Below are 13910 nucleotides of genomic sequence, written 5' to 3'. Positions count from 1 at the left end.
GCCCCCCGGCTAGGCACCGCGTTCTTATCCAGCACTTTCGAGCCGCGCCACCGCATTGTCGGTGAGCCAGCGCACCTCGTCATCGCTCAGCGCGATCGCCGAGTACCCCACACTGAGGTCGAGGCCGCCGAGCCGCTCGTTGGCGATCACGAACAGGGACGGGCCGAACATGTCGAGCGAAACGGCCCGGGTGACGTCCTCGAGCGTGTAGGGGCCGTAGCTCGCCTGAAGACCGCACGCTCCTGCGGTGGTAACGGCAAGACCGTCGATGCGCCGGTTGTTCTGGATCATGGGCAGAACTTCGTGTCGATACATCTCCCGTTCGGGAAGCTTCATGATCGAGGCGGAATCCCGGTACTTGGCCAACGTGGCGATCAGCCGGAACGAGGCGTCACGGGCGGTTGACCAGAAGTCGTCGGTTACCGAGTGCTTGGTACGCAGAATGTCGACGTAGCAACCGAAGGTCTCGGGCGGCAGCGTGAGTTCACCGAGGCGACGAAGGTCGACCGTGTTCAACACGGTCAAGGTTTCGAGCCCGTACCGTTCTCGCATGGTCAGCAGGAAGGCTGCCGTTATCGCACCGTGCATCGTTGTTCTGTTGGCTTTGACGGCATCCTCGAGCGTTTCCCTGGTGAGGGGCCCGAGACGACGTTCCAGCACGCGCGACTCTTTCCTCCGGTCGGGTACTTTTTGCTTGGGTAGCCGAATGGCAGGCAGATAGGTGGTCGCCGTGTCACCGTCGGACTCGTCGGGCAGGCCGGCCTCGACCGACGGGGGCAGGGCGGTGTCGAGCGGCGGTTTCAGCTGGACCATGGTTGGGTCGGCAAGGAATTCGAGCAGCTGGCGAGCGAGCATATTGGCGGACTGGGCGTCGAGTGTCGAGTGATCCGCGCAGATGACGATGTGGTTCTGCTCGGCGTCGGGCAACTGCCGCACCAGTGTCACCCGCAGGCGCGGATGGTTGCCCTTCGGGATCGGCGTGCGGAGGCCGGCGGCGAGAACCTTGCGCCAAGCGTCGGGGTCGGTGTCGTCGAGCACCTCCAACGGGATCTCTGTGGTGCCCTCGGTGTCGAACCATGACTGGCGGTAGGCGAAAGGCGGTACGCGCCGCCAGACGAGCTTGCCGTAGCGGATATGAGTGCGAAGGATGGCGTGCCGGGACTGTAGCCAGGCGAGCGCGCTCTTCACCAGCGCCGGATCGAGGCGGCCGCGCACGTGCAGCACCTGACTCGCGATCAGCCCGCCACGAGCGTGCAGAAAGTTCAGCATTTGTTCCCGTTCGCCCAGTGGGCGGGTGTCACTCAAACCGTCCTCCCATGTTTTCGATTATCATTTCGTGTTTCGGTGAAGTGTCCGGAAGCCTTGCTGCGTAAGGGAGAACTCGAGTGAACGACGATATCGAACGACCGATAATCGAATATATCTCAGCAATGGTGGCCGAAACCGGAGGAGCGCCGGTCGATCGTGAGACACCGCTGCTCGTGGGCGGCCTGCTGGACTCGATAAGCCTGGCAAGACTGGTGCGATTCCTCGAGAAGCGATTCCAGATCAGCATCCCGGATACGGAGATTCGGGCGGAGCTGTTCGAATCGCCTGCGATCATTGGATCCTATGTTTCGCAGCAGGCGGCTCAGCGCGCCTGAAGCTCGTGCAGCCGCCCGCGGAGCACCAAACCGGCGCGGCGCGCGCAGCTCATTGAACTCGGCATCGATGACGGTGCGCGCGTGCGTGTTCCACCGAACTGGTCGCTCGATGACACCGATGCCGACAAGCTGCTGCGAGCGGCCGGCGATGCCGACCTGGAACGGATCATCAGCAAGCAGGCCGACTCGATCTACGAGATCCGAACGCGCACTCGCACTGAATCTCCGCTCGCTGGCCGCCGGGCCCAGAACCACTCGGACATTGCTGACGTCAGGTCGTGCACCACCTTGCCGGACGGCAACCACGCACCGTCGGATCGGCTGCTCACCAGACGCCAGGGATCAGGCGCTTGGTCGAATCCCGGTAGGTCTCGTAGGGCGAGCCGAGGGTATCGACGAGGGTTCGCTCTTCGAGAGCGATCCGACGCAGGAGGGCGTAGGTGGGGATGACCGTGGTCAGCAGGAGGGAGACGTAGTTGTCGGAAGCAAGGCCGAAACCGAAGGTGAGGCCGAGGAGTCCGGTGTAGGAGGGGTGGCGGATCCAGTGGTAGGGGCCGTGGTCGATGACGGGCTGCCCAGCGTCGACTTCCACGGTCGTGCGGAAGTGCTTGCCCAGGACGGTGATTGCCCAGACACGCACGACGAGGCCGAGCCACATCAGTGTGGTGCCGACGACCAGCCACGGGAGGCTCGTGCCGGGGAAACGGAGGGGGCTCTCGGCGGGGAGGAAGATGGCCGCGAGATTGGCGGTGGTCATCGCGACGGCCATCAGCAGCCCAATGGTCAGGCGGGTGCCGCCGTCGGCGGCGGTAGAGCCGGTACCGCGCAATCGATCCCGGACCCGCAGACCGATTTCGAGTGCCAACCACACCCAAGTGGTGACCACGGCGAGATTCATGGCGGGCTTCCTGTCGACGCGAACTATGCAAATTGCCTGAGGTTCTCATCCAAGACGGTCCGCGCATCCCGGATCAACCTCGAGGGGTCCGGAACCCCTTGACGATCAGCCAGGACGATCACGCGCCGCCACGCGATCCGCAGACACAGCGACAGACGGCGGCCGAGTTCGCCCAGCGCTACCCGCACATCCTCGAGATCGCGCAGGCCGCGACCCGCAGCGACCTCTCCCGTGTCGGCCAGGGCCTGCGACGAACAGTTCGAGTTCGAATTCGCCCCGGACCTGCTGCTCGACGGCGCCGAGCGGCTGCATCAGCACGGCTGGAGGTCCACCGACCGCTACATCGAACGATCACGAGACACATTCGGCGACTGAAGACTGTTCCGGGTCCGATCAGGCGGAACCTATGTGCGGGCGCCGACGATCCGCAATGCGAGATCCACGTAGTAGTCGCCGATCTCCTCCGGGGAGGCCGGACCGTCCTCGCGATACCAGCGCGCCAGGTCGATGCCCAGCGACAGCAACGCCACCGCCGCCAGGTGTGGATTCGGATTGTCGAAGACGCCCGCCGAGACACCGCGCTCGATCAGCTGCCGGATCTCGGCGTCGATGATGTGCCGGATCTCCTTGATCTCCCGCTGATGCTCGGGACTGAGCGCGTTGAGCTCGTAGTTGATGACCCGGGCGACGGTATGCGCGCGGGCGTGATGGATGACGAATTCCCGCACGACCGCCACCAATTGCTCGACCGGATCTTCCGAGGAACGCATGGCGTCTCGGATGCGCTCCAAGGTATTCAGGTGCCCGGTGTGCGAGACCTGGTAGAGCAGTTCCTCCTTGGAGCGGTGGTGCACATAGATGGCCGCGGTACTCAGCCCCGCGATCGAGGTGATGTCACGGGTCGTCGAACCGTGGAACCCACGCTCGGCGAAGGCGATGACGGCAGCCTCCAACAGCCGAGCCCGCGTCTCGTCCGCGCGCGAGCGATCCTCTGATTCGGTCACCCGGACAGTCTTGCATCCATCCGCCCGGCATCTGTCAGCGGCGCGGTCGCCGCTATCGAGCGGCAGAGAGAACCCCCCGCTCAAAGGCCCGAGCTGGCGCTGAAGTCGAACTCGGGTTCACATACTCTCGGGGCGAATCCGAGGCGGAGTTCGAACGCGGCTTCGCGGCCTGCCGGCGTTCGCACGGACCCATCTCGACCCGCGACCTGCCGCCGAACCGAAGGGACCCGCACTGTGAATGCGGGCCACTTCGTTGCTCAACGGACCTTCGGCGAATCAGAGTGCCAGCACCAGTTTTCCGGTGTTGCCACCACTGAACAGCATGTTCAAGGTTTCGCCGAACTGTGCGACGCCACCGGCAACGATGTGTTCGCGGCTCTTCAGCTTGCCTTCGGCGATCCAGCCCGCGATGGCCGCGACCGCTTCAGGGTAGCGGTCGGCGTAGTCGAAGACGACGAAGCCGGTCATGGACGCCCGGAAGACCAGCAGTGACATGTACCGCGACGGGCCGGGGCGTAGCTTCTCGTCGTTGTAGGCCGAGACCGCGCCGCACAGCACGATGCGGGCACCGCGCCGGAGGTTGGCGAGCGCGGCGTCGAGGATGTCGCCGCCGACATTGTCGAAGTAGATGTCGATACCTTCGGGTGCGAGCTCGCGCAGCCGGTGCAGCACGTCCTCGCCGCGGTAGTCGACGGCCGCGTCGAAACCCAGTTCCTCGGTGAGGATCCGACACTTCTCCGCCCCGCCGGCGATCCCGATCACGGTCGCGCCGTTGGCCTTGGCGATCTGCCCGACCACGCTGCCGACGGCACCCGCCGCGGCCGAGACCACCACGGTCTCACCAGCTTTCAGCTTGCCGACCTCGAGGATTCCGAAATACGCTGTCATGCCCGGCATTCCGAGCGCACCGAGCCAGGTGGGGCCGGGTGCGACGCCGAGGTCGATCTTCGTCACTCCCTTGCCATCGCTGACGGCGTATTCGGTGACGCCGAAGGTTCCACTGACCGCGTCGCCGACCGCGAAATCGGGATGCGTGGATTCGACGACGGTGGCGATGTCCAGCGAGCGCATAACCTCGCCCAGACCGACCGGCGGGAGGTAGGACCGGACATCGTTGAGCCAGCCGCGCATGGCCGGATCGAGGGAGATGTAATCGATCTTCACCAGGATCTCGCCTTCGCCGAGCGCGGGGAGATCCTCGGTCGTCACGTTCCAGGTGTCGGTGCCGGGAAGCCCGGACGGGCGGCGCGCCAGCCGCACCTGCTGCGTTTTCGTCATGCGTGCACTCGCTTCCCGGTGGTCACAGTGCGCCCTTGTCGGGATCGCCGGCGGGCAGCGGTTCGAAGACCCGCACCTCGGGCGCGGCCACCAGGGCATCGGCCAAGGCGACGCCGACCTCGCGCAGCGCCGTACCCTGACCGTGCTCGCGCAGCGCCTCCCTCGACGCCCACTTCTCGATCATGACGAACCGCCCGGGCTGCTTCAGCTCGCGGTGCAGCGCGTACTGCAGGCAGCCCGGTTCGGCATGCACGGCAGGCGCGGCCGCGCGCAGCGTCTTCTCGACCAGGTCTTCGCGACCCGGCTTCGCGATCATGGTCGCCACGACGACACAGGGTTCGGCCATTGTTTCCTCCTCGGGTGGGTGATGTCGAAAGTACTGTTCGGACTCGCATGTGCGGGTCAGGCGCGTTTGCCCCAGTTCGGGTCGCGGCGGCGCAGTTCCCACTGAGCGATCGAGCGCTTGTGCACTTCGTCCGGTCCGTCGGCCAGGCGCAGGGTGCGCAGGTGCGCGTACATACCGGCGAGCGGGAAGTCATCGGAGACACCGCCGCCGCCGTGTACCTGGATCGCCCGATCGACCACCTTCAGCGCCACATTCGGGGCGGCGACCTTGATCGCGGCGATCTCGGTGCGGGCGGCCTTGTTGCCGACGGTGTCCATCAGATGCGCGGCCTTCAATGTCAGCAGCCGCGCCATATCGATCTCGATGCGGGACTCGGCGATCCAATCCTGGATATTGGCCCGATTCGCCACCGGCTCACCGAAAGTCACCCGCGACTGCGCGCGGTCGATCATCAGGTCCAGGGCACGCTCGGCCATACCGATGGCACGCATGCAGTGGTGGATGCGGCCCGGGCCCAGGCGGGCCTGGCTGATCATGAACCCGTCGCCCTCACCCGCCAGCAGCGCGGTCGCGGGCACCCGCACATTGTCGAAACTCACCTCGGCATGGCCTTCGCGGTCCTGGTAGCCGAACACCGGCAGGTTGCGGAGCACTGTCACACCCGGGGTGTCGATCGGGACGACCATCATGGACTGCTGACGATGCGTCGGCGCGCTCGGATCGGTCTTGCCCATCACGATGAGCACCTTGCAGTTCTTGTGCAAAGCGTTGGAAGTCCACCACTTCCGGCCATTGAGCACATAGTCTTCGCCGTCACGCGTCATGCGCAGCTGGATGTTGGTGGCATCCGAGCTGGCGACCGCGGGCTCGGTCATGGCGAAGGCCGAACGGATCTCACCGTCGAGCAACGGCCGCAGCCACTGCTCCTTGTGCTCGGGCGTGCCGAACAGCGTCAGTACCTCCATGTTCCCGGTGTCGGGCGCGGCGCAGTTGGTGGCCTCGGGCGCGAGATGCGCACTGCGGCCCATGATCTCGGCCAGCGGCGCGTATTCGAGATTGGTCAGGCCCGGACCCCACTCGGGGTGCGGGTGGAACAGATTCCACAGCCCCCGTTGCTTGGCCTCGGTCTTGAGCTCCTCCACGATGGGTGGCTGGAAGTGCGGGTCGCCGGATTCGGCCATCTGCGCCTCGTACACCGCCTCGGCCGGGTAGATGTGCTCGTCCATGAAGGCGAGCAACTCATCGCGATATTGCTGCGCCCGCTCGGAAATCTCGAACATGGTCCTCCTCGTCCATTCCGACAGTGCCGGTGCACTACTTCGCACCGTACTTGACGTTGGATTCAAGTTCAACTTTGTGCGAAACGCTGTTCCACACCCAGGCGAATATCGACCAGCTCAGCCAGGACCGAGCGGTGGTAGCCGGGGCTGCCCAGACCGAGTTGATCGGCCTTGGCGCGCTTGAGGTACAGGTGCACCGGATATTCCCAGGTCATGCCGATGCCACCGTGCAGCTGGACGGCTTCCTCGGCGGCCTTGACGGCCACGTCCGCGCAATAGGCCGCGGCCACCGCGGTACCCACGGGAATGTCGGGGTCGCCCGTCGCGATAACGCCCGCGGCGTAGCGAGAGCCGGCCGCCGCCATCTCCATCTCGACGAACAGGTCGGCGAGGCGATGTTTGAGCGCCTGGAATCCGCCGACCACGCGGCCGAATTGGCGACGCACCTTCAAATGACGCACCTGACGTGCCAGGAATCCGTTCGGACGCCCGAAGTCCGCCAGGCCCACCGCCGCCGGATCGACGGAGTGCAGCACGGCGAGTGCGTCGATCATGCCGGCCGAAATCGCCTGCACCCGTTCCGGTCCCAGTGCCACGAGCTCGGATGCCGTCCGATAGGGCTTGCCCGCGACGTTTTCCATCAGATAGAAAGGCGCGCCGAGGATGCCGGCATCGGTACACAGCGCGTAGGTGCGTGGGACCGGGACATCGGTGTCGGCCAGTGCGCTCATCACGCGGAATTCGCGCCCCATGTCGTGGGCGGTCGCCAGCACGTGGCCGAGCGGCGGTCGACGCAGAATCCATTGCGAGGCACCGTCACTCACCGCATAGGTGAGGTTGGATCGGCCACCGGCGATCAGCCTGCCGGTGAGCGGGGCGGCGCTCAGGTCGGGCCGGTCGGCGGCCAGCCAGCTCGCCAGTCGCTCCAAGTCCAGCCCGGGCAGCTTCGCGGCTACTTCCCCGGTGGCGTCGCGGCCGCCCATCAGGGCACCAGTAGAGCGACGGACTCGGCCACGCAGGCCGGTTTGGCCGCGCCCTCGATCTCGACCGTGACTCGGCTGACCGCCTGGTAGCCCAGGGCCGCGGGTGTCAGCGACACCAGTTCCACGCCCGCCCTGAGGCGGGAGCCGACGGGCACCGGGGCGGGGAAGCGAACCTTGTTGGCCCCGTAGTTGACTCCCATCGACAGCCCCTCGACCGTGTACACGCTCGCGGTGAGCATCGGCAGCAGCGACAGGGTGAGGAAGCCGTGGGCCACCGTCGCGCCGAACGGACCGGCGGCGGCCCGCTCCGGGTCCACGTGGATCCACTGGTGATCACCGGTGGCATCGGCGAACCGGTTGATCTGTTCCTGGGTCACGGTGTGCCAGTCGCTGTAGCCGAGGTGGGTGCCGACGGCCTTCTCCAGTTCGGGCAAGCCTTGGAATACCTGCATGGGTTGCGATCCTCTCGATTGCGTTGTCGGCCTAGTTCGTCGGTCCGCCGGCCACGTAGACGACCTGACCCGACACGAATCCCGCGCCCTCGCTCACCAGGAACGAGACGGTGTGTGCCACGTCCTCGGGCTTTCCCGCACGCGCCACCGGGATCTGGGAAATGAGGGCCTTCTTGAAGTCCTCGAAGTCGACCCCCATCCGCGCCGCGGTGGCCTGGGTCATCTCGGTCTCGATGAAGCCCGGTGCGACGGCGTTGGCGGTGATGCCGAATTTGCCGAGTTCGAAGGCGAGCGTCTTGGTGAAGCCCTGCAGCCCGGCCTTGGCCGCCGAGTAGTTGGCCTGGCCGCGGTTGCCCAGCGCCGAGGTACTCGAAAGGCTCACGATGCGACCGAAACCCGCGTCGACCATGTGGCGCTGCACCGCTTTCGAGCACAGGAAGGCGCCGCGCAGGTGCACGCCCATGACGGCGTCCCAATCCCCGACGGTCATTTTGAACAGTAGGTTGTCACGCAGAATGCCGGCATTGTTGACCAGCACGGTCGGCGGGCCGAGTTCGGCGGCCACCCGTTCCACGGCCTGGTCGACCGCGCTCTCGTCGGACACGTCCGCGCCGACGGCCAGCGCCCGGCCACCGGCCGCCACGATCTCCTCGACGACGGGTTTGCAGGCCGCCTCGTCCAAATCCAGGACGGCCACGGCCATTCCGTCGGCCGCGAGCCGACGCGCGACGGCGGCGCCGATTCCGCGCGCTGCTCCGGTGACCAGTGCTACCGGCTGTGTTTCGTTGCTCATGATGTTCTCCTGGGGCGAGTCGGATCAGGCCGACGGGGTGTAGACCACGCGTCCGACGGTCTTGCCGTCGGCGAGGCGCTGAACGCCATCGGCGATATCTGCCAATGCCAGTCGTTCGGTGACCAGCGGACGGATGGAACCCGCGACGGCGAGCTCGGTCAGCTCCCGATGGCACTGCGCGACCGCGGCCGGGTCATAGGCGTTATAGAGACCCCAATGCAGGCCGACGATCGAATAGTTTTTGATCAGGGCGTGATTGAGTGCGGCGCTTTGGATTTCGCCGCCCGCGAAGCCGACGACCAGGATCCGGCCCTCGAAGGCGGTGCATTTCGTCGAGCGGGCGTAGGTCTCGCCCCCGACCGGGTCGTAGACGACGTCCGCACCCCGATTGTCCGTGACCTGTTCGACGACCTCGACGAAGTCCTCGCTCCATCGGTCCACGACCACATCGGCACCGAGCTCTCTTGCGTACTCGGCCTTTTCGGGACCGCCGACGACGCCGATCACCCGCGCCCCAGCCGCCTTGCCGAGCTGGATCGCGGCACTGCCCACGCCACCGGCAGCGGCATGCACCAGCAGGGTCTCCCCCGCCCGCAACGCGGCGCGGCGATGCAGCCCGAACCAGCCCGTCTGGTAGCCGATGAACAGCGCGGACGCTTCCGCATCGTCCAACTCCGCCGGCGCGGGAAAGGTCTGAGCCGCTTCCATCAGCGCGTACTCGGCGAATCCGCCGTAGGGCAGCGAGCTGCCGCCCAGGACGCGGTCGCCGACGGCGAATCCGGTGACCTCGGTGCCCACGGCCACCACCTCACCGCACAGCTCGACGCCGGGTGTGAACGGGAGCGGCGGCTTTACCTGATAGAGGCCACGGCACATGAGCACATCGGGGAAGTTCGCCGCCGCACCGACGACCCGGACGACCAGCTGGCGTGGGCCCGGTTCCGGCCGGTCGACGGTGTCCAGGCGCAATACTTTTCCGGGCTCGCCGAGTTCGTGGACGCGCCACGCCCGCATTCGCGCCAACTCAGACACCGCCGGTGAGGGTGATGCCGCCGTCGACCACGAGCAGCTGGCCGGTGAGCCAGGCCGCGTCCGCGGAGAGCAGGAAGGCGACCACGCTGCCGATGTCCTCCGGCACGCCCAGCCGTTTCAGCGGGTAGGTGGCCGCGAGCTTCTCCTCCCGACCTTCATAGAGGGCGCTGGCGAACTGGGTCTTCACGACCGCTGGGGCGACAGCGTTCACGCGGATGTCCGGTCCGAGTTCGGCGGCCAGCTCCTGGGTGATGTGGGTCAGCATTGCCTTGCTGGAACCGTAGAAGCCGATGCCGGGCGCGGGCTTCAGGCCGGCGACCGAGGAGACGTTCACGACCGAGCCGCCGTTGTCCTTCATCCAGCCCTGATAGGTCTGCTGCACCCACGACAGCGCGGCAAGGCAGTTGACCTCCACGATCTTTCGGGCGGCGTCGAGCGACAGCTCCACCATCGGACCGAAGACCGGGTTGATGCCGGTGTTGTTCACCAGCAGGTCGGCGCTGCCGAAGGTTTCGACGGCCCGCTCGACAGTCTCGGCCTGGTGCGCGGCATCGTCGGCACGACCGGCCACAGCCAGCGCCCTCGACGGCCCGCCCAGCGCGGCGACCGCTTCGTCGAGCGCGTCCTGCTTGCGGGCGGTGATCACAACCTTCGCGCCCTCGTCCACCAGGCGCTGCGCGATGCCGAGGCCGATGCCCCGGCTGGCGCCGGTGACAATGGCGGTCTTTCCTTCGAATCTGTTCACGGACAGGACCTTTCGTTGTTCAGAGGGTTACGACAGGCGTTCGAGCACCATGGCCATGCCCTGGCCGCCACCGACACACATGGTTTCCAGGCCGAACTGTTTGTCGTGGAATTGCAGGGAGTTGACGAGGGTGCTGGTGATCCGCGCGCCGGTCATGCCGAACGGATGCCCGACGGCGATGGCGCCACCATTGATGTTGAGCTTGTCGAGGTCGACACCGAGTTGACGCGCTGATGGAATCACTTGTGCCGCAAAGGCTTCGTTGATCTCGACGAGGTCGATGTCGCCGATCGTCATGCCCGCGTGAGCCAATGCCTGCCGCGACGCCTCGACCGGGCCCAGGCCCATGATCTCGGGCGACAAGCCGCTCACGCCGGTGGAGACGATGCGGGCCAACGGAGTCAGACCGAGCTCGGCGGCCCTGGTGTCGGACATGATGACCACCGCCGCGGCACCGTCGTTGAGCGGGCAGCAGTTGCCCGCGGTGACGGTCCCGTCGGGCCGGAACACCGGCTTCAATGCGGCCACCGCGTCCAGAGTGACGCCGGAGCGCGGGCCGTCGTCCGCGGACACCACGGAGCCGTCCGGGAGACTGATCGGTGTGATGTCACGCTGCCAGAAGCCGTTGGCGAGCGCGATCTCGGCCAGGTTCTGGCTGCGGACACCGAAAGCGTCCTGCTCTGCGCGGCTGACGCCCTCGAGCTGAGCCACATTCTCGGCCGTCTGCCCCATCGCGATGTAGATGTCGGGCACGAGACCGCCTTGCCGCGGATCTACCCAGACCTGCCCTCCCGCCGCGAATTTCGCGGTGCGCTCGACCGCGTCGTCGAACACCGGATTCTGCGTGCCGGGCAGCCCGTCGGCGCTACCCCGGTCGTAGCGGCTCACGGTCTCGACTCCGGCCGAAACGAAAACCTCACCCTCCTCCGCGCGGATCGCGTGCAACGCCATGCGAGTCGTTTGGAGGCTCGACGAGCAATAGCGGTTGACCGTGGTGCCGGGGACACGATCGAGTCCGGCCAGCACGGCCACTACCCGTCCCAGATTGAATCCCGATTCTCCGGCAGGCTGACCGACTCCGAGCATGAGGTCGTCGATGGTGTTCGGGTCGAGCGCGGGCACCTTGTCCAGCGCGGCGCGCACGATCTGCGCAGCCAGGTCGTCGGGCCGCATTTCCTTGAGCGAACCCTTGCCGGCGCGACCGATCGGTGAGCGGGCGACAGAAACGATGACAGCTTCGGGCATGAACCGAATCCTCTCCGAGGAACTTACTAAGCGCTTATTTTCCTCCGCCACCATGCTTGACGCACACGTTCCGGTCAAGACCGCCAACTCATGATGAGTCATGTGATCTTCCACACAATTTTCGCGAATGAAGTGGTCAGGCCCTATAAATCCACGCGAAATTGAAGTCGAGTTCAGATTGCGCAACCCGCCGTGACTGCCATCGGTCCGCCGTCATGGGCGTCGTTCCGACCGCGTTCGCCGAGGGCATCGCGAGCAGCACAATCATCGACCGAAAGCACGGAACGCGGTGGACGCCCGTCGTCGCCCGAACGCCGGCGGCCGCCATCGACGAGCTGGAACGCAGATCCGAGTCGGCCGTCGAGACGCTCACGGACGCGGCGGACATTCAGCGCGGGCATAGATCTCGAGGCCTTCGCCGCAAACGAGTTTGCCGGTGGTGGCCGGGCGCGGATCCGGTGACCTCAGCGAAAGGCACAGCTGCTGTCACAGTGATTCGGTACAGACGCGCCCGCCAGTTCGGCGTGTCTGAATATGGTTCAGCCGCCGACGGATTCGATTCGCGCGGCATTGACCCAGAGCCGGGTGGCCGTCCGCACCAGCTCGTCGACCGAGCGCTCCTCACCGAGCACGTAGGTGTAGTACGCCATCCGGCCCACCATGCCCGACAGCGCCCGAGCAGCCTGCTGCGGATCCAGTTGCGGGTCGGCCAGGCCACGCTCCTGGAGATGCGCGAGCGAGCGTGCGTTCCGATCGCAGAACGCGCGGCTGCGGCGACGGCGCAGCTCACGGAACTTGGGGTCGATGGCGGCGACCTGCTCGAGGATCGCCATCAGCTTCGCATTGCGTTTGTACGCCTCGAAATACGCCCGATTGCTGGCTTCGATGACCGCTGCGGCCGAGGCTTCGTCGCCACGCAGCCGCGGCATGCCCGGATGCAGCAGTTCGCTCTGCGCCTGATCCAGGACCGCGTGCAGGATCTCCTCCTTGCTCGCGAAATAGGTGTAGAACGAGCCGGTGGACAGCCCGGCCTCCGACGCGACGTCGGCCAGACGCGCCTCCAGGTAGCCGTCGCGCTCGAAGACCGTCCGCGCCGCGACCACCAGGGCGGTGCGGGTGCGCACCCCGCGGGGCGTGCTGGGCGGCTCCCTCAGGATCGAAGTGTCGGCCAGCGGCGGAATCTCCTCCGCCGCTACACCATCACCGGCCGTCGTGGTCATGGCCTAGTCGGCCAGCAGGCCGGCTTGGTACCGCCGCATGCCGCTCAGCCACTTCTCGTAATCAGCGCCCTTGCGGCGGTACATCTCCAGCACCTCGGGATGGGGCAGGATCAAGAAACGCTCGTCGTCCACCGCTTCCAACACGAGGTCCGCGACCACCTCCGGCGCGAGGACGGCACCGGCGGAGGTCACCGCCCTCGTGGCCGCCTCGCCGAGCCGATCTCCCGAGTTCTCCCCCGCGCGCAGCAGTTTCGTCTCGACGCCCATCGGACAGAGGCAGCTCACCCGGATTCCTTTGTCGCCGTATGTGACCGACATCCATTCGGCAAATCCCACCGCGGCGTGCTTGGTGACCGAATAGGCGGCCGAGCCGATCTGAGTCAGCAGACCCGCCGCCGACGCCGTGCTGACGAAATAGCCCGCACCCCGTTCCAGCCAGCCCGGCACCAGCAGCCGGGCGGCCCGCACATGAGCGTTGACATTGACATCGATCGTGGTCGCCCAGGACGGCTCGTCGCCGAGGCCGACCGGTCCACCGACGCCCGCGTTCGCGAAATACAGGTCTACCGGCCCGAACTCGGCCTCGGTGCGCTCGATGAGCCCGCGGACCTGCTCCTCGTCCGACACGTCAGCTCCGACGGCCACCGCCGCGCCACGGAGGTTCTCCGGAATCACACCGACAACTGCCTCAGCCGCCGCGCGGTCCAGATCGGCCACCACCACGCGTGCGTCGGCCTCCACCAAGCGCAGCGCGATCGCAGCGCCGATACCGCCGCCACCTCCGGTGACCACCGCAGTCTTGCCCGCGACCTTCACGAATCGTCTCCTTCCGAGCCTTCCCCCGCATGAAACTTGAATCCTACGTCAATTTCAAGTTTCGGCAAGAACAGGCCCGGTGGGTCCGAAGACGTCCCGCGCCGCGGTGACCCGATGATGCGGGCCGAAGTAGACAGCAGGCGTCGGCGGGAGCGGGCATCTGCGCTCGGATATG

General features: G+C 66.4%; 15 protein-coding genes. 1 reads left to right on the top strand and 14 read right to left on the bottom strand.

The genetic code is table 11. The features are described from left to right. Positions 1 to 24 precede the first annotated feature (24 nt). Positions 25 to 1305, bottom strand: coding sequence for a hypothetical protein (locus EBN03_RS20750; RefSeq protein ID WP_122189758.1), 1281 nt, complete (start codon positions 1303 to 1305; stop codon positions 25 to 27). An 80-nt stretch (positions 1306 to 1385) separates the two neighbouring features. On the opposite strand from EBN03_RS20750, the gene EBN03_RS20745 reads away from it, so the two are divergent. After that, positions 1386 to 1643 (top strand): acyl carrier protein, encoded by a 258-nt coding sequence (locus EBN03_RS20745; RefSeq protein ID WP_147471652.1) that lies wholly within the window; start codon positions 1386 to 1388, stop codon positions 1641 to 1643. 325 nt (positions 1644 to 1968) lie between these two features. Here EBN03_RS20745 and EBN03_RS20735 read toward each other — a convergent pair whose 3' ends face one another. From EBN03_RS20735 to EBN03_RS20665, 13 genes are all read right to left on the bottom strand, one after another. After that, the gene (locus EBN03_RS20735; protein WP_122189756.1) at positions 1969 to 2541 is read right to left on the bottom strand and encodes a methyltransferase family protein; all 573 of its coding nucleotides are present in this window, start codon (positions 2539 to 2541) and stop codon (positions 1969 to 1971) included. 404 nt (positions 2542 to 2945) lie between these two features. After that, positions 2946 to 3545: a TetR/AcrR family transcriptional regulator gene (locus tag EBN03_RS20725; RefSeq protein ID WP_122189755.1), complete on the bottom strand. Its 600-nt coding sequence runs from the start codon at positions 3543 to 3545 to the stop codon at positions 2946 to 2948. A 276-nt stretch (positions 3546 to 3821) separates the two neighbouring features. Then, positions 3822 to 4823, bottom strand: coding sequence for an NADP-dependent oxidoreductase (locus tag EBN03_RS20720; RefSeq protein ID WP_122189754.1), 1002 nt, complete (start codon positions 4821 to 4823; stop codon positions 3822 to 3824). Between the two features lie 22 nt (positions 4824 to 4845). Next, a complete protein-coding gene (locus tag EBN03_RS20715) occupies positions 4846 to 5169 on the bottom strand; it encodes a putative quinol monooxygenase (RefSeq protein WP_122189753.1) in 324 nt (107 codons plus the stop codon). A gap of 56 nt (positions 5170 to 5225) precedes the next feature. Then, entirely contained in the window at positions 5226 to 6449 is a 1224-nt protein-coding gene (locus tag EBN03_RS20710; protein ID WP_122189752.1) for an acyl-CoA dehydrogenase family protein, read from the bottom strand. Between the two features lie 68 nt (positions 6450 to 6517). Beyond that, the gene (locus EBN03_RS20705) at positions 6518 to 7432 is read right to left on the bottom strand and encodes a phosphotransferase (RefSeq protein WP_122189751.1); all 915 of its coding nucleotides are present in this window, start codon (positions 7430 to 7432) and stop codon (positions 6518 to 6520) included. Then, positions 7432 to 7884: a MaoC family dehydratase gene (locus EBN03_RS20700; RefSeq protein ID WP_122189750.1), complete on the bottom strand. Its 453-nt coding sequence runs from the start codon at positions 7882 to 7884 to the stop codon at positions 7432 to 7434. Before EBN03_RS20700 ends, EBN03_RS20705 begins: the two co-directional genes overlap by 1 nt. 31 nt (positions 7885 to 7915) lie before the next feature. After that, complete coding sequence (gene fabG / locus EBN03_RS20695) at positions 7916 to 8677, bottom strand: 3-oxoacyl-ACP reductase FabG (protein ID WP_122189749.1); 762 nt, start codon at positions 8675 to 8677, stop codon at positions 7916 to 7918. Between the two features lie 24 nt (positions 8678 to 8701). Next, positions 8702 to 9691, bottom strand: a complete 990-nt coding sequence (locus EBN03_RS20690) for an NADPH:quinone oxidoreductase family protein (protein WP_122189748.1) — start codon at positions 9689 to 9691, stop codon at positions 8702 to 8704. A 10-nt stretch (positions 9692 to 9701) separates the two neighbouring features. Further along, entirely contained in the window at positions 9702 to 10454 is a 753-nt protein-coding gene (locus tag EBN03_RS20685) for an SDR family oxidoreductase (RefSeq protein ID WP_122189747.1), read from the bottom strand. A gap of 27 nt (positions 10455 to 10481) precedes the next feature. Continuing rightward, positions 10482 to 11699 (bottom strand): acetyl-CoA C-acetyltransferase, encoded by a 1218-nt coding sequence (locus EBN03_RS20680; RefSeq protein ID WP_122189746.1) that lies wholly within the window; start codon positions 11697 to 11699, stop codon positions 10482 to 10484. 539 nt (positions 11700 to 12238) lie between these two features. Beyond that, positions 12239 to 12919 (bottom strand): TetR/AcrR family transcriptional regulator, encoded by a 681-nt coding sequence (locus EBN03_RS20670; protein WP_122189744.1) that lies wholly within the window; start codon positions 12917 to 12919, stop codon positions 12239 to 12241. Positions 12920 to 12922: 3 nt separating this feature from the next. Next, the gene (locus EBN03_RS20665; protein WP_122189743.1) at positions 12923 to 13735 is read right to left on the bottom strand and encodes an SDR family oxidoreductase; all 813 of its coding nucleotides are present in this window, start codon (positions 13733 to 13735) and stop codon (positions 12923 to 12925) included. Between the last annotated feature and the right edge of the window lie 175 nt (positions 13736 to 13910).

It is taken from the genome of Nocardia stercoris (assembly GCF_003696265.1).
GTDB lineage: Bacteria > Actinomycetota > Actinomycetes > Mycobacteriales > Mycobacteriaceae > Nocardia > Nocardia stercoris.
Note: the sequence above shows the minus strand (reverse complement) of the source record. Positions and strands in the feature narration are given on the sequence as shown.

What these genes read in the sequence shown, in the direction of transcription:
- fabG (WP_122189749.1), bottom strand. Translation starts at nt 8,677, where the DNA reads ATGAGCAACGAAACACAGCCGGTAGCACTGGTCACCGGAGCAGCGCGC.
- EBN03_RS20680 (WP_122189746.1), bottom strand. Translation starts at nt 11,699, where the DNA reads ATGCCCGAAGCTGTCATCGTTTCTGTCGCCCGCTCACCGATCGGTCGC.
- EBN03_RS20720 (WP_122189754.1), bottom strand. Translation starts at nt 4,823, where the DNA reads ATGACGAAAACGCAGCAGGTGCGGCTGGCGCGCCGCCCGTCCGGGCTT.
- EBN03_RS20710 (WP_122189752.1), bottom strand. Translation starts at nt 6,449, where the DNA reads ATGTTCGAGATTTCCGAGCGGGCGCAGCAATATCGCGATGAGTTGCTC.
- EBN03_RS20735 (WP_122189756.1), bottom strand. Translation starts at nt 2,541, where the DNA reads ATGAATCTCGCCGTGGTCACCACTTGGGTGTGGTTGGCACTCGAAATC.
- EBN03_RS20690 (WP_122189748.1), bottom strand. Translation starts at nt 9,691, where the DNA reads ATGCGGGCGTGGCGCGTCCACGAACTCGGCGAGCCCGGAAAAGTATTG.
- EBN03_RS20715 (WP_122189753.1), bottom strand. Translation starts at nt 5,169, where the DNA reads ATGGCCGAACCCTGTGTCGTCGTGGCGACCATGATCGCGAAGCCGGGT.
- EBN03_RS20700 (WP_122189750.1), bottom strand. Translation starts at nt 7,884, where the DNA reads ATGCAGGTATTCCAAGGCTTGCCCGAACTGGAGAAGGCCGTCGGCACC.
- EBN03_RS20670 (WP_122189744.1), bottom strand. Translation starts at nt 12,919, where the DNA reads ATGACCACGACGGCCGGTGATGGTGTAGCGGCGGAGGAGATTCCGCCG.
- EBN03_RS20705 (WP_122189751.1), bottom strand. Translation starts at nt 7,432, where the DNA reads ATGGGCGGCCGCGACGCCACCGGGGAAGTAGCCGCGAAGCTGCCCGGG.